The organism is Mycolicibacterium hodleri, assembly GCF_025822245.1.
In the GTDB taxonomy this organism is placed as follows: domain Bacteria; phylum Actinomycetota; class Actinomycetes; order Mycobacteriales; family Mycobacteriaceae; genus Mycobacterium; species Mycobacterium hodleri.
Genome location: NZ_JACKTL010000068.1, coordinates 71,011 through 90,413, shown reverse-complemented (window position 1 = coordinate 90,413; position 19,403 = coordinate 71,011). Strand labels below are relative to the sequence as shown.

General features: G+C 70.1%; 17 protein-coding genes and 1 pseudogene. 8 read left to right on the top strand and 10 right to left on the bottom strand.

The genetic code is table 11. From position 1 onward, the window contains the following. The 5 genes and pseudogenes from H7J06_RS28205 to H7J06_RS28185 form a co-directional block, all read right to left on the bottom strand. Positions 1 to 1,097 (bottom strand): annotated as a pseudogene (locus tag H7J06_RS28205) (HNH endonuclease signature motif containing protein); the annotation flags it as partial. A gap of 55 nt (positions 1,098 to 1,152) precedes the next feature. Further along, positions 1,153 to 2,403 (bottom strand): threonine/serine exporter family protein, encoded by a 1,251-nt coding sequence (locus tag H7J06_RS28200; protein WP_264042741.1) that lies wholly within the window; start codon positions 2,401 to 2,403, stop codon positions 1,153 to 1,155. Beyond that, positions 2,403 to 3,866, bottom strand: coding sequence for a class II fumarate hydratase (gene fumC, locus H7J06_RS28195; protein ID WP_264042739.1), 1,464 nt, complete (start codon positions 3,864 to 3,866; stop codon positions 2,403 to 2,405). The genes H7J06_RS28200 and fumC overlap by 1 nt, the downstream gene beginning before the upstream one ends. A gap of 20 nt (positions 3,867 to 3,886) precedes the next feature. Then, positions 3,887 to 4,573 carry a YoaK family protein gene (locus H7J06_RS28190; protein WP_264042738.1) on the bottom strand — a complete coding sequence of 229 codons (687 nt, stop codon included), beginning with the start codon at positions 4,571 to 4,573 and terminating at the stop codon, positions 3,887 to 3,889. A 63-nt stretch (positions 4,574 to 4,636) separates the two neighbouring features. Beyond that, on the bottom strand, positions 4,637 to 6,454 hold the full coding sequence (locus H7J06_RS28185) for a bifunctional sugar phosphate isomerase/epimerase/4-hydroxyphenylpyruvate dioxygenase family protein (protein WP_264042737.1): 1,818 nt from the start codon (positions 6,452 to 6,454) through the stop codon (positions 4,637 to 4,639). A 97-nt stretch (positions 6,455 to 6,551) separates the two neighbouring features. Between H7J06_RS28185 and H7J06_RS28180 the strand changes: the two genes are divergently transcribed. The 7 genes from H7J06_RS28180 to pcaDC all read left to right on the top strand — a co-directional run bounded on the left by H7J06_RS28180 (position 6,552) and on the right by pcaDC (position 13,296). After that, positions 6,552 to 7,208 carry a TetR/AcrR family transcriptional regulator gene (locus H7J06_RS28180; protein WP_264042736.1) on the top strand — a complete coding sequence of 219 codons (657 nt, stop codon included), beginning with the start codon at positions 6,552 to 6,554 and terminating at the stop codon, positions 7,206 to 7,208. Between the two features lie 101 nt (positions 7,209 to 7,309). Then, entirely contained in the window at positions 7,310 to 8,179 is an 870-nt protein-coding gene (locus tag H7J06_RS28175; RefSeq protein WP_264042735.1) for a shikimate dehydrogenase, read from the top strand. Positions 8,180 to 8,225: 46 nt separating this feature from the next. Beyond that, on the top strand, positions 8,226 to 9,584 hold the full coding sequence (locus tag H7J06_RS28170; RefSeq protein ID WP_264042733.1) for an MFS transporter: 1,359 nt from the start codon (positions 8,226 to 8,228) through the stop codon (positions 9,582 to 9,584). Positions 9,585 to 9,600: 16 nt separating this feature from the next. Then, positions 9,601 to 10,392 carry a protocatechuate 3,4-dioxygenase subunit beta gene (gene pcaH / locus H7J06_RS28165; protein ID WP_264042732.1) on the top strand — a complete coding sequence of 264 codons (792 nt, stop codon included), beginning with the start codon at positions 9,601 to 9,603 and terminating at the stop codon, positions 10,390 to 10,392. Next, positions 10,389 to 10,949 carry a protocatechuate 3,4-dioxygenase subunit alpha gene (pcaG, locus tag H7J06_RS28160; protein WP_264042731.1) on the top strand — a complete coding sequence of 187 codons (561 nt, stop codon included), beginning with the start codon at positions 10,389 to 10,391 and terminating at the stop codon, positions 10,947 to 10,949. Before pcaH ends, pcaG begins: the two co-directional genes overlap by 4 nt. Then, the gene (locus H7J06_RS28155) at positions 10,946 to 12,142 is read left to right on the top strand and encodes a lyase family protein (RefSeq protein ID WP_264042730.1); all 1,197 of its coding nucleotides are present in this window, start codon (positions 10,946 to 10,948) and stop codon (positions 12,140 to 12,142) included. Before pcaG ends, H7J06_RS28155 begins: the two co-directional genes overlap by 4 nt. Beyond that, positions 12,139 to 13,296, top strand: coding sequence for a bifunctional 3-oxoadipate enol-lactonase/4-carboxymuconolactone decarboxylase PcaDC (gene pcaDC / locus H7J06_RS28150; protein ID WP_264042729.1), 1,158 nt, complete (start codon positions 12,139 to 12,141; stop codon positions 13,294 to 13,296). The genes H7J06_RS28155 and pcaDC overlap by 4 nt, the downstream gene beginning before the upstream one ends. A 52-nt stretch (positions 13,297 to 13,348) precedes the next feature. Here pcaDC and H7J06_RS28145 read toward each other — a convergent pair whose 3' ends face one another. Together H7J06_RS28145 and H7J06_RS28140 are read right to left on the bottom strand one after the other, a co-directional pair. Further along, the gene (locus H7J06_RS28145) at positions 13,349 to 13,798 is read right to left on the bottom strand and encodes a nitroreductase/quinone reductase family protein (RefSeq protein WP_264042728.1); all 450 of its coding nucleotides are present in this window, start codon (positions 13,796 to 13,798) and stop codon (positions 13,349 to 13,351) included. Positions 13,799 to 13,823: 25 nt separating this feature from the next. Then, entirely contained in the window at positions 13,824 to 14,447 is a 624-nt protein-coding gene (locus H7J06_RS28140) for a DUF3159 domain-containing protein (protein WP_264042726.1), read from the bottom strand. Between the two features lie 46 nt (positions 14,448 to 14,493). On the opposite strand from H7J06_RS28140, the gene H7J06_RS28135 reads away from it, so the two are divergent. Then, the gene (locus tag H7J06_RS28135; protein ID WP_264042725.1) at positions 14,494 to 15,510 is read left to right on the top strand and encodes a CobW family GTP-binding protein; all 1,017 of its coding nucleotides are present in this window, start codon (positions 14,494 to 14,496) and stop codon (positions 15,508 to 15,510) included. A gap of 4 nt (positions 15,511 to 15,514) precedes the next feature. Here H7J06_RS28135 and H7J06_RS28130 read toward each other — a convergent pair whose 3' ends face one another. From H7J06_RS28130 to H7J06_RS28120, 3 genes are all read right to left on the bottom strand, one after another. Beyond that, on the bottom strand, positions 15,515 to 16,390 hold the full coding sequence (locus tag H7J06_RS28130; RefSeq protein ID WP_264042724.1) for an endonuclease/exonuclease/phosphatase family protein: 876 nt from the start codon (positions 16,388 to 16,390) through the stop codon (positions 15,515 to 15,517). Continuing rightward, complete coding sequence (locus tag H7J06_RS28125; protein ID WP_264042723.1) at positions 16,387 to 17,574, bottom strand: metallophosphoesterase; 1,188 nt, start codon at positions 17,572 to 17,574, stop codon at positions 16,387 to 16,389. Before H7J06_RS28125 ends, H7J06_RS28130 begins: the two co-directional genes overlap by 4 nt. Before the next feature lie 67 nt (positions 17,575 to 17,641). Beyond that, a complete protein-coding gene (locus H7J06_RS28120) occupies positions 17,642 to 19,348 on the bottom strand; it encodes a BCCT family transporter (protein WP_264042746.1) in 1,707 nt (568 codons plus the stop codon). Positions 19,349 to 19,403: the final 55 nt, after the last annotated feature.

Sequence of the window (19,403 nt, the reverse complement as noted above, 5' to 3'; positions counted from 1 at the left end):
CACCAGGTTGTCGAGGTCGGTCGGCCCGCCGTCCTCCCAATGCCGGATGTGGTGGGCGTGCAATCCGCGGGTCGCCCCGCACCCGGGGACCACACAGCAGCGGTCCCGGTGCTCAAGGGCCCGGCGCAGGCGGGGCTGATGGTGCGGGTGACCCGCCCGGACCCGATGACCTGGCCGTGACGTTCCAGCCACAGCTCGCAGGTGGCGTCACACAGCAGCAGGCGGCGCTCGCCGTCGGACAGTACCGGACCCACATGCCATGCAGCCTGTCGCTTCTCGACGTCCAGGTGCACCACCACGGTGGTGTGCTGACCATGCGGACGGCGCGCCACGTCGGCGTCCCACCCGGCCTCCACCAGGCTGGTGAACGCGTCCACGGTGGTGGGGAACGGCGGTACCCGAACCGAGGCTTCCTCGGCATTCTCGCCGTGCCGGGCACCGCCGTACACGTCGCCGACGTAGTCATCGGCATCAGTCTCGGAGTCGTCGGTACCGGAGTCGGCGGTATCGGAGTCACCGCCGTGGTCGCGTCGCCACTGGGCGATCAACGCGTCACGATGCGAGGCCAACCCCGCCTCGAACTTCGCCGCCTCCACCTTCGGCAACGTGATCCGGTAGGTGGTGGACGTTTCGCCGACGGTCCTGCGGAACGACCGCTCCGGCTCCGGCCTACGGTCGGGTGTGGGACGGGGCTCGAGCGTGATCGCAACACGCAGCTGGGTCACCGTGGCCACCGACGCCAGCTGGGCGTAATGCTCGTCCGAGCCCTCACCGGCCCGCTCGGCGATCACCCCGATCTGATCCAAGGAGAGTTGACCCTCGCGCATCATCGCCGCACACCGCGGGAACTCCTCGAGCCGCCGCGCCACGCTCACCATCGTCTCCGCGTTGTGCGGAGAAATCCCCAGCTTCCAGGCCACCAACGCCGGCACCGACCGCACCCCGGTCGCACCCCAAATCCCGTCACCCTCGATCTCGGCGGCGATCTCCACCAACCGACTGTCGATCGCATTGCGCTGCCCAGCCAACTCCTCCATCTCCCCGAACAACAACTCCATGCGCTCCTGAGAGCTCAAAGACGTTGTCGCCGTGGCCATGCCACCATTCTAGAAGCGGGGTCCGACACGTCCGGTCCATGCGTTGTCGGCCTCCCTACACCCGCGTCACCCGGTTCGCCGTCGCGACGGCGTAGGCATGCATCGGCAACGCGAGCCCCGACGCCAAACCGGCCACGACGAGCGCGGCGACCGCCCCGTCCGAGGCCAGCGCCGTCAGCAGATCGGGTGTCGGCGCGTACGCGAACCTCACCAGCCCACTGAGCATCCGGAACACGTAGACCCCTGGGACCAGGGCGACCACGGACGCGAAGCCGATGGCGGCGAACGGGATTCGCAAGTGATGCGAGATCGGCACCAGGAGGGCGCCCGCGATGAGGGCGGACACGAACGCCGCGGCTGCGAGGTCGACGTGCCACGCCACGAGGGCCCACCAGTGGGCGGCGTGCACCAGCATGCCCACTACCACCGGCCAGACAATCATCCGGTAGGGCATCGAGAAGAAGATCGGATAGGAGCCCGCCGCGACACCCGCCGCCAGGACGTCCACGCCAAAGGGGACGGGAGCGCCCGACTGTCCCACCGCGATGCCCAGGCCGCCCGCGGCCAGCCCAAGAATGAGCCCACCGGCGACCGCCGTCAGGACCAGCGCCGCGTAGCCCAGCCGCGCGACGCCCAGCGACACCCGCAGGGACAGCAGATCCAACGCGCCGTTGAGGATGTGCGGCCCCGGCACCAAGACCATCGCCGGGCAGAGCACCACCAGGCCCGTGGCGTCGTCGACGTGCAGGCGGTCGGCGACGACGCCGACGAGACCCGCGATCAGTGCCGCGACGAACGCCTGGGTGAGGGCCTCGCCGTGCAGCCTTCCGACACCCCGCCGGGCGAGCCCGCCCAGCGCCGCACTGAGAGCGGCGACCAGCACCACGGCCGGATGCTGCGCCCCGAAGATCACCGCGAGGGCACCCGCCCCGGTGGCGCAAGCGCCGCTGAACACCAGCGTGTTCGAGATGGGCAGCGCTCTGGCCGAGGCCAATTCGCCACGCACCTGGTCGGGGTCGAGCGGGCCGTCCTGGGCGCGGTCGACGACCGCCATCGTCGCGGCCACCCGTCTCATGTTGACGCCGGTCGGCGAACCGGCCGCGACGCGGACGGCGCCGGCCGGGCCGACGAGCTGAAGCGACGCCCACGTGGGGACCAGCGTGCCGGTGCTGCCGAGTCCACCGTTCATCCGGTCGACGGCGGCCAGCGTCATGCCGGTGGACTGACCGCTGACGTGCAGCACCGCCGCGGCGTCGAGCACGAGGTCGGGCACCGGATCGGTCGCGTCGGCCCCATCGGTCTGCATCAAGCGCCGCCCACCCCGTCACCGACCATGCTCGCCGGATCCACGACCGAGTCGAACTGTTCGGCGGTCACGTGCCCGGACGCCACCGCGGCCTCGCGCAGGGTGGTGCCCTTGGCCAACGCGTCCTCGGCGATGTGCGCGGCGTTCTGGTATCCGATGACGGGGCTGAGCGCAGTGACCAACATCAGGCTCTCGTCGACGTACTTGCTGATCCGATCGGTGTTGAGAGTCGTTCCCTTGACCGAGAATTCGAGGAACTTGGCGCAGCCGTCGCCCAGGATGCGGGCGGAGTGCAGGAAGTTGTTGATGATCACCGGGCGCATCGCGTTCAGTTCGAAGTTGCCCTGTGAGCCGGCGAGCGCCACCGCGGTGTCGTTGCCGACGACCTGGATGGAGATCATCACCAGGGCCTCGCACTGGGTGGGGTTGATCTTGCCCGGCATGATCGACGACCCGGGTTCGTTGGCGGGGAGTTGCAGTTCGCCGAGTCCGCAGCGGGGGCCGGACGCGAGCCACCGCATGTCATTGGCGATCTTCATCAGTGCGACGGCGAGACCACGCAGCGCGGCGTGTGCCCGGACCATCGCGTCCAACGATCCCAGGGCGACGAACTTGTTTGGCGCCGTGACGTATTCGGCACCCGTCAGGCTGGCCAATTCGGCCGCGACGTCGACGCTGAACCCCACCGGGGCGTTGAGTCCGGTTCCCACGGCCGTGCCGCCGACCGCCAACTCGAGCAGACCCTGCCTGGCGTGGCGCAGTTCGGCGATGCAGGCCTCGAGCTGCGCCGCGTATCCCGACCATTCCTGGCCGACGGTCAGCGGCACCGCGTCCTCGAGATGGGTGCGGCCGATCTTGACCACGTCGGACCATTGCGTTGCCTTGTCGGCGATTTCGCGCTGAAGCGCCTCGACGCTGGGGATCAGCCGGTCGTCCAGTTCGGTGACGGCCGCGACGTGCATCGCGGTGGGGAACGTGTCGTTGCTGCTCTGCCCCATGTTGACGTGGTCGTTTGGCCCGACGGGTTGCTGGCTGCCGAGCGTACCGCCCAGGAGTTGAATTGCCCTGTTGGACAACACTTCGTTGACGTTCATGTTGCTTTGGGTCCCCGAGCCGGTCTGCCAGACGAACAACGGAAACTCGTCGTCGAGCTTGCCGGCGATGGCCTCGTCGGCGGCCTGCACGATGACCTTGGCGCGCCAGTCCTCCAGTCGACCGGCCCGTTCGTTGACCAGAGCGCACGCCTTCTTCACCAGACCGTAGGCGCGGTACACCTCGATCGGCATGTGGTCGTTGCCGATGGAGAAGTGCACCAGGGAACGCTGCGTCTGGGCGCCCCAATAGCGGTCGGCCGGGACGTCGACTGGCCCGAGGCTGTCGAACTCGCTGCGCATGCCGGTGGCATCGATGCCGACCGGTACCTGGGTGTAGGTCGGGACGACCTCTGGGGTGGGGTTCTGCATGACGTTCTCCCTTCGACGGTTCATTGTGAAACGTGGTGGGCGGCGTAGCGGTGACGCCACTCCGCGATGACGACGACGATGACGACGGAGAGCAGGCACCAGACGGGTGCGACGAGCGGTGCGGTCGCGAGGGTCAGCCCACCGCAGGCGGCGCCGGCAACCGCGGCGATCAGCGCCGCCAGCCCCGCGGCGTCGGCTCGCGCCGGCTTCGACAGCGTGCGGTTGGCGATCAACCCGGTCAGGGTTCCGGTGAGGTACGTGGTGGCCAGGGTGACGCCGAGACCGCGCACCGCCGCCCCCTGCAGACCCATGCTCGCTGCCGCCGTGGCCAGCAAGGCCATTTGAACCCCGCCGACGGCAGCACCGCCGGTGAGAGCCCAGCCCACGGCCAGCGCGCACTGTAGGGCCAGTTGGACGGCCAGGGCGGCGGTGACGCGGCGGGGCCACACCGGGTGTTCCGGCTCTCGTGGCCCGGTGACCGCGCTGCCGACGGCGACTCCGACCACGTAGCTGGCCACGGCGACGAGGGTGTGGACGATCGTGGCGACGTCGGCGCGGGCCAGGCCCAGCCCCATCAGCGCCAGGTTTCCCGTCATGACGCTGGCGAACACGCCTCCGAGGCGCGCCAGCACGAGCACGTCGAGCACGCCCGTCCCGAAGGTCAGCACGGCGGCGACGACGACCGCCATGCGCTGGTCCCGATGCATGGTTCGAGTCTGGGTTGCCGAACCGGTGGTGTCGTCCCCGGAGGCGCAACCGTCCGGTGGGGGCTATCCGGTAGTGCGCACCCGCTGGGCGGCCAACCGCACGGGCGCGTTGTCGGTGCCGTAGCCGTCGTAATCGTCGACGCGCTGCACGAATTCGAAGAACACCGACCCGACGGTGCGGGTGTAGAAGTGCACGAAGGCCCCGTCGGCGCTGCGGTCGTAGAGCAGGTCGAGCTCCCGCAGTTCGGCGACCGTGTCCGCGTCGACGCCGAAGCGGCCCGCCACGTAGTCGTAGTAGTTGTCCGGGACGGCCAGGAAGCGCAGGCCCCGCGACCGCGCCGCCCGGGCGACGGCGACGACGTCGGTGCAGGCGAACGCGACGTGCTGCGGCATGTCGGCGGCCTCGAGGACCTGGGGTGCGACGTTGAGCGGCAATCGAATCGAACCGTCGTCGGTGCGCATGACCTGACTGCGCACCAGCCCGCTCGGGCCGGCCACTTCGGTGGGGGCGTCGGCGGCGAGCCCGAAGACACTGGTCAGGAAGAGGACGGCTTCGTCGGAGGTCTGCCACGGCACGGCGAGGTTGACGTGGTCGACATGGCGCAGGGCCGAGCCCAGATCCGGCGGGAGACCGTTCTCGAACTCGGCGACCCATGGCGGCGGCGATCCCGCAGGCGGCGCGGTGACCCAGAAGAACTCGGTGCCGTCGGGGGCGACCGCGCCACCCAACGCCTGCTCGGCGGCGTAGGTCCGGCGGTAGGCCGCGGGCGCCATCAGGTCGGCGGCCCGGCGCGAGGTGGCGCCGGCGTCGGGTACCTGCAGGCCGACGGCGGCCACGTGCGGGGCCTGGTCGCGGGCCTGATGCTCGTTCAGCACGATGCGGACGTCGCCGGAGGTCCACAGTGACACCGGCTTGGTGCGGTGGCGACCGCTCGGCACGAACCCCAGCTGTTCGAGCAGGATCTCGACGTCGCTGGTGTCCTCCGCCTTGAGCTCGACGAAGTCGAAGCCCACGGGCGGCTTGGCGTCGGCCACCGGGGTCAGGCTCGCGCCGCGGCCCACCCCGGGAAGCGCGGCGACCTTGTCCTGCAACCACACCAGCGAGCGAAGGGCGTGCACGGCGGTCCGATCCGGGTCGGTCTGCCGAAACGTGTCATTGAAGACCTCCAGCGACAGAGGCCCGTCGAAACCGGTCTTCAGCACGTGCGCGACGAACGTCGCGAGGTCGAAGGCGCCCTCACCGGGGAACAACCGGTGGTGCCGGCTCCACGACAGCACGTCCATGGAGAGTGCGGGGGCGTCGGCGAGTTGGAGGTAGAAGATCTTCTCGGCGGGGATGTCCTCGATGGCGGCCGGGTCGTGTCCGCGGGAGAGCACGTGGAAGCTGTCCAGGCAGACCCCGACCGCCGGGTGGTCGGCCAGTTCGACGATGCGCCAGGCGCGCCGGTAGTCGTCGACGAAGCGGCCCCAGGCCAGCGCCTCGAACGCGATCCTGACGTCGTATGTGGCGGCGACGTCGCCGAGCCGGCGCAGCTGGTCGGCGGAGTGCTCGATCGAGTCGACGGTCGCGGTGGCCACGTTGCTGCAGACCAGCACGGTGCCGATGCCGAGCCGCTGGGCGGTGGCGAAGGTGGCCCCGGCGCGGCGCAGGTTCTCGGCGAAGGTGGTGTCGTCGACGCCCTCGATGTCGCGCAGCGGTTGATACAGGTCCAGGGACAACCCGAGCCGACGGGCCAGGCCACGGATTTCCTCGGGGCTGTGATCGCTGGCGATCAGGTCAGGCTCGAAGATCTCGACACCGTCGAAACCCGCGTCGGCGCAGGCGTGCAATTTCTCGACCAGGGACCCGCTGATCGACACGGTGGCGATGGACGTCTTCATGGTGTGCCTCCAATCACACTTCAATGTACTAAACGGTTCATACATTCGGAAGGGGCGAGCCGAAGGACGCCACCGCGGGCGCAGTAGGCTGCCGATCGTGGCGCACCCGGAGTCGAGGCCCGAGCCGAAGCGGGAACTGCAGCGCGACGCCGAGCGCACGCGGGCCGAGGTGCTCGCCGTCGCCACCGAGGTCTTCGCCGAATCGGGCTATTCGGGCGCCCGGGTGGACGAGATCGCACAGCGCACCCGGACCACCAAGCGGATGATCTACTACTACTTCGGCGGCAAGGAGGGCCTGTACCTGGCCGTCCTGGAGAACGCCTACCGCGGCATCCGCGAGGCGGAGCAGAAGCTGCAGGTCGACCACGTCGACCCGGTGGTGGCGATGCGCCGGCTGGCCGAGCTGACGTTCGACCATCACCTCGACCACCAGGCCTTCATCAGGCTGGTGTCCATCGAGAACATCCACCGCGGCGAGTTCATCGGCCGGCTCGACTCCCTGCGCACCATCTCCCAGCCGGCCACCTCGCTGCTCGAGGAGATCCTCGCCCGCGGCCGCGAACAGGGCGCCTTCCGCGGTGACGTCGACGCGCTCGACGTCCACATCGTGATCAGCTCCTACTGCGTCTTCCAGGTCGCCAACCGCCACACCTTCGGCTTCCTCTTCGGCGTCGACTTCACCGAGCTCTCGCAACGCGCGCACATGCGCAGGATGATCGGCGACGTCGTCGTCGGCTGGCTCACCACCCACTGACGCGAGACCCCGCTCACGAATCAAGGGTTGACGAGACCCACGCCACACTGTTCTACTTTTCGTGTACGTACCAGTTAGTACATTAGAGAGAGCGGTGTGCCATGACGACCGAACCGTCCGCCAGACCCTTCCTCGTCGGTCTCGTCGGCGTCGGCGTCGGCCCGTCCCTCACCCCGGCACTGCACATGGCCGAGGCCAAGGCGCACGGCCTCGACTACCTCTACCGCACCGTCGACCTACGCGAGATCGGCGTCGCACCCGAGCGCATCGGCGAGGTGCTGACCTGGGCCCGCGCCCTCGGTTTCGACGCGCTCAACGTCACCCATCCGTGCAAGCAACTCGTCATTCCCCACCTCGACGACGTCGACGCCGCGGCCGCCACCCTCGGGGCCGTGAACACGGTCGTCTTCGACGGACCCAGGACCGTCGGCTACAACACCGACGCGCCGGGCTTCGCCACCGGCTTCGCCGAGGGCCTGCCCGGCGCTGCGACCGCCGACGTCGTCATGCTCGGCGCGGGCGGCGCGGGTACGGCCGTCGGCCACGCCCTGCTCGGCCTCGGCGCCGGCCACCTCACCGTCGTCGACGTGGACGTCGACCGGGCCACGGCACTGGCCGGCGAACTGTCCGCCCGGCACCCCGAGGCGCGGGTCGACGCGGCGGACTTCGACAAGCTGGCCGTGCTGCTCTCCCACGCCGACGGCGTGGTGCACTGCACGCCCACCGGGATGGCCGACCACCCCGGCCTGCCGTTCGAGGAGACGCTCCTGCACCCGGGGCTCTGGGTCGCCGACATCGTCTACCGGCCGCTGGACACCGCGCTCCTCATCGCCGCCCGGCGCGCCGGCTGCCGCACGCTCGACGGCGGACACATGGCCGTACATCAGGCCACCACCGCATTCCACCTCATCACCGGATTCGCGCCAGACGCGGCCAGGATGTCGCGGCACTTTCGGGACCTCGTCTCGTGATTCGCCCCCAAAGACCGTCAACTGCAGGGAACCTAGGAGGATTCCAATGACCGCAATCCACCAGAACACACCCGGCGGTACGCCGCCGGGTGGACCGGCGCGCACTCCCAAGCGGGCCGCCCTGGCCAGCTTCATGGGCAGCGCCGTCGAGTACTACGACTTCTTCCTCTTCGGTCAGGCCGCGGCGCTGATCTTCCCCCGGGTGTTCTTCCCCGAGGGTGGCGGACAGGCCGCCCTGCTGATGTCGTTCGCCACCTTCGGCGTGGCCTACTTCGCCCGGCCGGTCGGCGCCTTCGTGCTCGGCCACTTCGGCGACCGCATCGGCCGTCAGAAGGTGCTGATGTTCACCATCGTGCTGATGGGCGTCTCCACGTTCGCGATCGGTTGCCTGCCCACCTACGGCACGGCGGGCTACCTGGGGCTCAGCCTCCTGGTGCTCTGCCGTCTGCTGCAAGGCTTCTCGGCTGCCGGCGAGCAGGCCGGGGCCAGCTCGCTGACCCTCGAGCACGCCCCCGACGACAAGCGTGCGTTCTACACGTCCTGGACGCTGACCGGAACCCAGGGCGGCCTCATCCTCGCCTCGCTGGTGCTGATTCCGTTCGTCTCGCTGTCCGACGAGGACGAGCTGTCCTGGGGCTGGCGCGTCCCGTTCTGGCTGAGCGCGGTCGTGGTCCTGGTCGCCTACTTCATCCGCCGCAAGCTCCACGAGACGCCCGAGTTCGAAGAGGCCAAGGCCGCGGGCAACATCGCCAAGATGCCGCTGAAGCCGCTGGTGAAGGATCACTGGCGCGACGTGCTGCGAGTCTTCTTCTGCGCCTTCATCGCCGCGGTGTCGACGGTCTTCGGCACCCTGGCCATCGCCTACGGCAAGAAGGTCGGGCTGCCGGCTGACATCACCCTGTGGCTGGTGGTCGTGGCCAACGTCGTCGCGCTCGGCACCCAGCCGCTGTTCGGCATGCTGGCCGACAAGATTGGCCGCAAGCCGGTATTCGTCTACGGCGCACTGTCTTCCGCGGCGCTGATGCCCTTCTACATGCTCTCGATGAGCAACGCCGACCACACCCTGACCTTCGTGCTCGCCGTCGCGACGTTCGCGTTCGGCTACGGCGCGGCCAACGCCGTGTGGCCGTCGTTCTACAACGAGATGTTCAGCACCAAGGTGCGCTTCTCCGGCGTGGCGATCGGCACCCAGCTCGGCTTCCTGGTGGCCGGCTTCGCGCCGACCATCGTCACCGCACTCGGCGGCATCCGCGAAGGCGGCTGGATCGTCATCGGTGCCTTCACCGCCGTCGTCTGCGTCATCGCAGCGGCGTCGGCCCTGACCGCCCGCGAGACCAAGTCCGTGCCGACCCCGCTGCTGGGCATCCACCCAGACGCGGAGGCGCGCAGACTGGTCACCCAGTAACCCGGAGGTCGACGCAATGTCAAGTACGACAACGAGTTCGGACCGCGCAGCCACCAGCCAGGCCGAGGTCAGCGCCGAGATCGAGGCGATCGAGTCGGCGTATCAGCGGGCCGGGGTCGAGGAGACCCAACCGCGTCTGGATTACGCACCGTACCGCAGCAGCGTGCTGCGGCACCCGACCAAGGACCTGCACCACGCCGATCCCGAGGGGGTCGAACTGTGGACCCCGTGCTTCGGGCCGCGCGACGTCGGCGCGTTGGAGGCCGACCTGACCGTCGGCCAGCGCGGGGAGCCGATCGGCGAGCGGATGGTGGTCACCGGCCGCATCGTCGACGGCGACGGCCGACCGGTGCGCCGCCAGCTGGTCGAGATCTGGCAGGCCAACGCCGCGGGCCGCTACATCCATCAGCGCGACCAGCACCCCGCGCCGGTCGACCCGAACTTCACCGGGACCGGCCGCTGCCTGACCGACGACGACGGGTACTACCGGTTCACCACCGTCAAACCCGGCCCGTACCCGTGGAAGAACCACCGAAACGCGTGGCGGCCGGCGCACATTCACTTCTCGCTGTTCGGCACCGAGTTCACCCAGCGGATGATCACCCAGATGTACTTTCCCGGCGATCCGCTGTTCGGTCTGGACCCGATCTACCAGGCGATCACCGACCGCAAGGCCCGCGACCGCCTGGTCGCCACCTACGACCACGACGTCACCACCCACGAATGGGCCACCGGATACCGCTGGGACATCGTGCTGACCGGTGCGACGCGCACCCCCGTCGAGACCGCAGAGGACGACCACCGATGACCACCCTGCTGACCGCCACCCCCGGGCAGACCGTCGGCCCGTTCTTCGGCTACGCACTGCCCTTCGACCGCGGAGCCGAATTGGTGCCGCCCGGCTCCCCCGGGTCGATCCGGTTCCACGGGGTGGTCACCGACGGCGAGGGCACCCCGGTGCCCGACGCGCTGCTGGAGATCTGGCAGGCCGACGCCGACGGCAACGTGCCCACCGCGAGCGGCGCCCTTCACCGCGACGGGTGGACGTTCACCGGCTGGGGCCGCGCCGCCACCGACGACGAAGGCCGCTACTGCTTCTCGACGGTGACACCCGGGGTGACGAATCCCGGTGCGGCACCGTTCATCATGGTGACGATCTTCGCCCGCGGCCTGCTCAACCGACTGTTCACGCGGGCGTACCTGCCCGGGGAGCACCTGGCCGAGGACCCGCTGCTGGCCTCGCTGCCCGCCGAGCGGCGCGACACTCTGATCGCCACCCGGGAACCGAGCGGGTTCCGCTTCGACGTGAGCCTGCAGGGGCCCGAGGAAACGGTTTTCCTGCGCTACCCGGGCCACCGGGGGTGACCGACCTGTTCTGGCCGGGAGACCATCTCGCCGCGGACGCGATGAGCGACGCCGCCTTTCTGCACGCCATGATCGCCGTCGAGCAGGCCTGGCTCGACGGCCTCGTCGACGCCGAGATCGCCCCTGAGGCCGCGGCATTCACGGTGGACACGAACGTCGACGTCGAGCTGGTCGCCCGCCGCGCCGACGCCGACGGCAACCCCGTCTCCGCACTGGTGGCCCTGCTGCGCGAACGCACCCCCGAGCCGACGTCACGGTGGCTGCATCGCGGGCTCACCAGCCAGGACGTCGTCGACACCGCGGTGATGCTGTGCCTGCGCGACGTGCTGGACCGCCTCACCGGGGAGGTCGACGCACAGATCCAGGCCCTCGTCACGCTGGCCGACACACACCGCCGCACACCGATGGTGGCGCGGACCCTGACCCAGGCCGCGCTGCCCAGCACCGTCGGTGCGAAGGTCGTCGCCTGGCTCAGCGGCCTGCTCGACGCCGCCGACCCGCTCGCCGCGCTGCGGGCCGGCCTGCCCGCCCAGTTCGGCGGCGCGGTCGGGACCCTGGCCGCGGTCGTCGAGTTGACCGGCTCGGTCGACGGCGCGCTCGACCTGACCGAGCGGGTGGCGGATCGGCTCGGGTTGGCGGCCGCCCCGCCGTGGCACACCACCCGAGCCCCCCTGACCCGCATCGGGGACGCACTCGCCGGGCTCTGCGACGCGTGGGGGCACCTCGCCGCCGACGTCGCCACCGGAAGTCGCACGGAGATAGGCGAATTCGCCGAAGGACACGGCGGCGGCTCCTCGACCATGCCGCACAAGAACAACCCGGTGCGCTCGGTGCTGATCCGCCGCGCCGCCCTGACCGCCGGTCCGCTGGCCGGGACGCTGCACACCGCGGCGGCCGCCAGCGTCGACGAACGCGCCGACGGCGGCTGGCACGCCGAGTGGGCCACCATCGCGACCCTGGCGCGCCGCACCGTGGTCGCCGCGGCGCACACCACCGAGCTGGTCACCGGGCTGCGGGTCCACCCGGACCGGGCCGCCGCCAACCTCGCGGCCGCGGGCGACCTCGGCAGTGAACAGGCTACGATGGCGAAACTCGTTGACCGCCAACCCAACCAGACCTACCTCGGGGCCACCGACAGACTGATCGACGCGGCGCTGGACCGCGCCGCCCACTACCGCAAGGATGCGCCATGACCGTGCCCCGCCTCGTCGGCACCGACGTCGGCGGACCCACCGACGCGCCCGTCCTGCTGCTCGGACCGTCGCTGGGCACCTCCGCCGACACGTTGTGGGCACCGGCCGCCCGTCACCTGCGGGCTCATCTGCGCGTAGTCGCCTGGGATCTCCCGGGCCACGGTCGCAGCCCAGCCGCCGAACCGTTCACGATCGCCGAGCTGGCGGCGGGGGTGAGCGCCCTGGCCGACCGGCTCGGCGCCGACACGTTCCACTACGCGGGCGACTCCGTCGGCGGCGCCGTCGGACTGCAGTTGCTCCTGGACGCGCCGCAGCGGGTCACCTCGGCCACGCTGCTGTGCACGGGCGCGAAGATCGGCACCGCCGACGGTTGGCACGACCGCGCCACGACCGTCCGCGACGGCGGGACCGCCGCGGTGGTGGCCGGCTCCGCCGAACGCTGGTTCGGCCCCGGGTTCGCCGACCGCCAGCCCGACCGGGCCGCCGCCCTGCTCGGTGCCCTGCGCGACACCGATGCCGAGAGCTACGCCCTGACGTGTGAGGCGTTGGCGGCGTTCGACGTCACCGATCGACTCGCCGAGATCGAGACGCCCGTCCTCGCCGTCGCCGGTTCCCACGACGTGCCCACACCCCCGGAGTCGTTGCAGCGCATCGCCTCGGGCGTGCGCGACGGCCGACTGGAGGTACTCGACGGGATCGGGCACCTGGCGCCCGCCGAGTCCCCGGCGACGGTGGCCGACCTGATCGCCGCGCACTGCGGCGTCGACGCCACCCGCGCCGAGACCACCGCCGGGGTGCACGCCGCGGGCATGGCCGTCCGTCGCGCCGTGCTCGGGGACGCCCACGTCGACCGCGCCGTCGCGGCCACCACCGACTTCACCGCGGACTTCCAGCAGATGATCACCGAATACGCCTGGGGCACCATCTGGACCCGCCCCGGTCTGGACCGGCGCAGCCGCTCGATGATCACCCTGACCGCGCTGGTCGCCCGCGGCCACCACGAAGAGCTGGCGATGCACGTGCGCGCCGCCCGCCGCAACGGCCTGACCGAGGACGAGATCAAGGAACTGCTCATGCAGACCGCGATCTACTGCGGGGTGCCCGACGCCAACACCGCATTCCGCATCGCGTCGGCCGTGCTCGCCGAACCCTAGTGCGCGATTTATGGAGTCCGAGGAGCGCTCACCGCTCCTCAGACTCCACAAATTACTCGGTGAAGACGGGGAGGGGGCGCACCGCGCGCAGCATCACCACGGGGATGTGGCGCGTGGTCGCCGTCTGGTAGCCCAGGTACGGCGGATACAGGTGCGTCATGTACGCCCACACCTGGTGGCGTTCCTCGTATTCGGGTTCGCGCCAGGTGGCCTCGAACGCCTGTGTGGCGATCTGCACGCCGATCGTCTCGCTCTCGCGAATGTTGAGGTACCACTCGGGATCGGTGTCGGCGCCGCCCTTGGACGCGACGATCACGATCTCACCGCCGACGTTGCCATAGATGAGCGGCCTGACGTACGGCGTGCCGGACTTGCGCCCGGCCACCTTGATCAGGCAGTGGGTCGTGACGACGTGCCCGCCGACGGAGCTCAGGTCCAGGATGTGGCCCTCTGCGCCGCCCGAGGCGAGGTACGCCTTGAGGTGCTCGTCCATGAAGCTCATGGGTGGTCCCTTCCGACTCGGTCGGTCAACCCGCCTCGGCCGTGCGCGGCAGCGCTCGGATGGCGGTCCGGATGGCCAAGTAGATCAGGGTCGAGGTGACGATCCAGATGGGCCACCCCATCACGACGCGCGCCGCGGCCAGAAGTTCGGCCTGATCGGTGTGGTACAGGTAGTACTGCACGCCGAATCGCGCCCAGGACGCCGCCGCCATCACGACGGTGACCAGGTCGAAGGCGCGGCGGACACGGCGCACCCGCCGCCAGGTGTCGTCCCGGCCGGTGATCCACGCCCAGCCGACGCCGATGAGCGGTCTGCGGACGAGCACCGACACCGTGAACAGGGTGCCGAGCAGGACGTAGGTGACGATGCCCGGAAGATAGAAGTCCTTGGCGCGACCCGTGGCGAAGGCTGCGCCCGCGCCGACGGCGACGGCGGCGAAGCCGAAGAGCGCCGGCCGGACGGATTCCCGTCGCACCAGTTGCCAGAACAGGATCAGCGCGGCGATGCCCAGCGCGATCCCCAGGGCCCACTGCAGCGACACCACGACGTTGGCCGCGCCGAACGCGGTGACCGGAAGCGACGTGTAGATCAGCCCCCGGACGCCGCCCGCCCGCACCAGCAGGGAGCTCAGGGGTGTCGGGGCATCCACTTCCCCGAGGGTACTGACGCCCCGAGCCAGCCCCTAGACTCCTCGGGTGCCCGCCATCCCCGTCATCGCCCTGACCGGGTACCTCGGTGCCGGCAAGACCAGCCTGCTCAACCACGTGCTCCGCGCACCGGGGGCGCGAATCGGCGTCGTCATCAACGACTTCGGCGACGTCAACATCGACGCCGCGCTGGTGACGGGGCAGGTCGACGAGCCCGTCTCGATCGCCGGCGGCTGCGTCTGCTGCCTCGACGACGACAACGGGTTGGACGAGGCGCTGGAGAAGCTGTCGGATCCGCGGCTGGCCCTCGACGCGATCGTGGTGGAGGCCAGCGGTCTGGCCGACCCGGTGGCGGTGTCGCGGCTGATCCGCTTCAGCGGCGTCGAGCGGATCCGGCCGGGCGGGGTCGTCGACGTCATCGACGCCGTCACCCACTTCGACGTCGTCGACCGCGGGGGAGCCCCGCTTGCCAGGTACGGCGCGGCGTCGCTGATCGTGGTGAACAAGCTCGACCAGCTTTCCGAGGACAGCCGCGACGCCGAGGTGGCCCGCATCGAGGCGCGGATCCGCGAGCGCAATCCCGACGCCCACGTCGTCGGTGCGGTCGGCGCGAGGATCGACCCGTCGCTGCTCTACGACACGGGTGACGCCGACGACGGTTCCGGCCAGATGTCGATCCGCGAGCTGCTCATCGATGCCCACGCCGATCAGCCCGATCACGTCCACGCCGCCTCGGTCACCGCGACCAGCGACGGGTGCGTCGACCCCGGTGTCCTGCTCGACCTGCTCGAGGATCCGCCCGCGGGTGTGTACCGGCTCAAGGGCACCGTGGCGGTCCGCGCCCGCGAGCGAGTGCGCAGCTACGTCGTCAACGTGGTCGGCTCGTCTGTCCACGTCGCGACGGCGCCGCCGCGGGCCCGCACCAACTGCCTGGTGGCGATCGGGACCCACTTCGACGTCGACGAGGTGCGCACCCGGGTCGACGCCGCGCTTCGCCCGCACGAGGGCACCGTCTCCGCGGTGGGCATGCGACGGTTGCAGCGGTATCGCCGGCTCAGTGTCTGAAAGCTCAGCGGCGCCAGAAGCGTTGCGGGCGAACGTCTTCGGCGGGCAGGGGCTGGGCGGCCAGGCGGCACGCCACGCCGAAGTGGTCGGAGGGGAAGACCCGCGGCAGCGCGGGTGAGATCGGGTCCGTGCCCAGCAGTTCGATGTCGGTCGCCCGCCACCCGCCACCCTTGAGGAGCACCCTGTCGAACCTCACGTGGCGTTGCTTGTTCTTGCTGTCGAGCCGCATCAGGTTGACCGTCGTGTCCTCGGTGAAGCCGTCGTCGTGCGGTCGCAGGACCGGCCAGAGGTCGCGATACGGCTCGCCGATCCGGTCGTTCTCCGAGTCGCGCATGTTGAAGTCGCCGAGCACGACGGCGTTGTCGGTCCTGCGCAGCGTGCGGAACACCCGGCCCAGTTGGCGGGATCGCAACCCGGCGGCTGCCTTTCCGCTCTCGAGGTGAAGCGCCACCACGGTCAGGGGCTGGCCGCCGGTGTCGAGTTCGGCGGTCAGGAATCCGCGGGCCAGGTTGGTGGGCAGCCGGGTGTAGGTGACGTTGGCGATCGGGAGGCGCGACAGCATCAGCATGCCGTAGTTGCCGAGGTCGCCACCGGTGACCTCGGCCCGCCGGTACCGCACCCGGATCCAGGGTTGGGCCAGGAAGATGGCCAGTGCCGCCGGCGTGACCTCTTGAAAGACCATGACGTCGGGCATCTTTCGCGACAGCACGTCGGCGATCGCCTGGAAGCGTTCCTCGGCGTGGAAGTCGCTGAACCACACATTGAAGGTCGCCACCACCAGCTCGTCGCGGGCCACCGGTGCGGCGCCGACGCCGTCGACCCACCGCTTCGACGCCACGTCGAACGAGCCGACGCGCACCCTGCGTCGCCGCGGCCTCACGCTCGGCGCAGCGTCAGCACCGTGATCTCACTCGGTGCGAAGACGCGGAACGGCGGACCCCAGAACCCGGTGCCCCGACCGGCGTAGAGCTGGGTGCGCTCGCCGTGGCGGCTGAGCCCGTGGACGACCGGCTGGTCGAGCCTGACGAAGAAGTTGAACGGCCAGATCTGGCCGCCGTGGGTGTGCCCGGAGATCTGCAGGTCCACCCCCGCGGCGACGGCGTCGGGGATCTGCTTGGGTTGATGCGCCAGCAGCAGCACCGGGAGGTTCGGGTCCGCGCCCGCCAGCGCGGCCGGCAGGTCCGCCCCGTGGCCGGCCACGCCGGAGCCCCCGGCGGTCGCGTCGTCGACGCCTGCGACCACCAACCGGTCACCCCCGCGCTCGAGCACGACGTGCCGGTTGTGCAGGACGTCCCACCCGATGTCCTCCATGTAGCGGATCCACCCCAGCGCCTCTCCGTAGTACTCGTGGTTGCCGGTGACGTAGACGCGGGCGAGCTTGCCGCGCATCGCCTTCAGAGGGGCGGCTTGCGGCTCCCGCGTGGCGACGGTGCCGTCGGCGATGTCGCCGACGTGGCAGACGAGGTCGGCGTCGAGTTCGTTGACGCGCTCGGTCACCCCGGCCGACCATCGGCTCCGGTCGATCGGACCGTAGTGGGTGTCGGTGATCATGGCGACGCGCAAGCCGTCGAATCCGGCTCCCAGTCGCGGCACGACGACGTCGACCGCCCTGACGCGCGGCACGCGCATGGCCTCGTAGTGCCCCCAGGCGAGGACGACGACGGTCACCACGACCACGGCGCCTGCGACGACGCGCGACCGCGTCGGATCATCGACGCCGGCGACCGCCAGTGCGAGGCGCAGGACCAACCCGAGCAGCGAGATGGTGAACAGCACCCACACCGAGCCGAGCAGCGTGTCGGCGGTGACCGCGGCCCAGTCCGGGCGGCGACCGCCGTGCCCGAGGATCATCAGGGCGGGCAGTGCGACGAAGGCGGCCACGAACACCGTCGTGCCGACGACCACGACGACCGTCGGCCAGTGCGTCTGCGCCGCCAGCAGCGTCCACCACGGCACCCCGACCAGGATCAGGGAGATGACGACGGGGACGAGGCTCAGCCACCACCTACGCCGTCGGCGGGCGCGCGGCGCCGGCTCGGTCTGGGTCGACTGGGGGTCTGACATGGCGGAGCGCCTCGATCCGGGTCGTGGGTTACCGCCGAGGCTACCCAAACCGCCGCGTGTGGACCGCTCAGCGGATGGTGACCTCGTCCGGAGCGTCGGGATCCTTCTCGACCGCGATCACGAAGTCGTCGCCGTGTTCGACGACGCCGGCGATCACCGCGTCGTCGATCGCCTCGGCGGCGTACCGCTGGCGAATCATCATGGGGTCCGTGCGGAGATCCTTCACCAGGGCGACCGCCAGGCCAACCATCACCAACACGAACGGCAGCGCCGCCAAGATGGTGAGCGACTGCAGGCCGGTCAGGGCGTCGTCACCGCCGACGAGCAGCATGACCGCCGCCACGGCTCCCGTTGCGGCGCCCCAGAACACGACCGTGGCGCGCGACGGCTCGATGGTCCCGCGTTCGGACAGCGACCCCATCACGATGGACGCCGCGTCGGCACCCGAGACGAAGAAGATGGCGACCAAGACGATCACCACGATGCTGGCGACGGTGGCGAAGGGGAACTGATCCAGCAGCGTGAACAACTGGCCTTCGGTGGTGCCCTCGCCGGCGAGGTCGACGCCGCCCTGCTGGATGCTGATGGCGGCTCCGCCGAAGATCGCGAACCAGATCAGCGACACCACGCTGGGCACCAGCAGCACACCGGTCACGAACTGCCGGATGGTGCGGCCGCGGGAGATGCGCGCGATGAACATGCCGACGAATGGCGTCCACGACAGCCACCACGCCCAGTAGAAGACCGTCCAACTCTGCAGCCAGGTGTCCACGGCGGGTCCCTCGGCGCCGCTGCGGGCCGACATCATCGCCATGTCCTGCAGGTAGCTGCCCAGCGCCGTCGGAATCACGTTGAGGATGAACACCGTTGGGCCGACGATGAATACGAAAACCGCGAGGCTCAGGGCCAGCACCATGTTGACGTTGGAGAGCCACTGAATGCCCTTGGCGACGCCCGACACGGCGGAGAAGATGAAGGCGACGGTCAGGACGGCGATGATGACGACCAGCACCGCGTTGCCCGTCGCGCTGATGCCCGCCACGATGTTGAGACCACTGCGAATCTGCAACGCGCCCAAGCCAAGTGACGCGGCCGAGCCGAACAGCGTCGCGAAGATGGCGAGCATGTCGATGACCTTGCCCAGTGGCCCGTTGGCCCGGTCGCCGATCAGGGGCGCGAAGGCGGCGCTGATCAACTGCAGGCGCCCCTTGCGGTACACGCCGTAGGCGATCGCCAGACCCACCACGGCGTAGATGGCCCACGGGTGCAGGGTCCAGTGGAACAGCGTGGTGGCCATCGCGGTCTGCATGGCCTCCGGATTGCCCGCCTCGCCGGTGCCCGGCGGGGGCGTGACCAGGTGCGAGAGTGGCTCGGCGACACCGTAGAACATCAGCCCGATGCCCATGCCTGCGCTGAACATCATCGCGATCCACGAGATGGTCTTGAACTCGGGTTCCTCGTCGTCACGGCCGAGGGGGATGGCGCCGAAGCGGCTGACGGCCAGCCACAGCACGAAGAGCACGAACGCCGACGAGGTCACGACGAACAGCCAGCCGGTGTTCTCCATCGTCCAGGTCAACGCCGAACCGGACACGCTCTTCAGCGACGGCGTGCTGAGGAAGCCCCAGACCAGGAAGCCCAGCGCGATGAGCGCGGTCACGCCGAACACCACCCAGTCGACGCCGCGACTGCGCGCCTGATGTTCCTCGTCGACCGGGACGTCCAACGCGGGATGCGGGATCACGCCGCCGGAACCGGTCTGCAGGACCGACACGACGCGGCGGCGTTTGCGGTGTTCGTCGGGCTGGTTGGGGCGTTCGAGGTCGGGT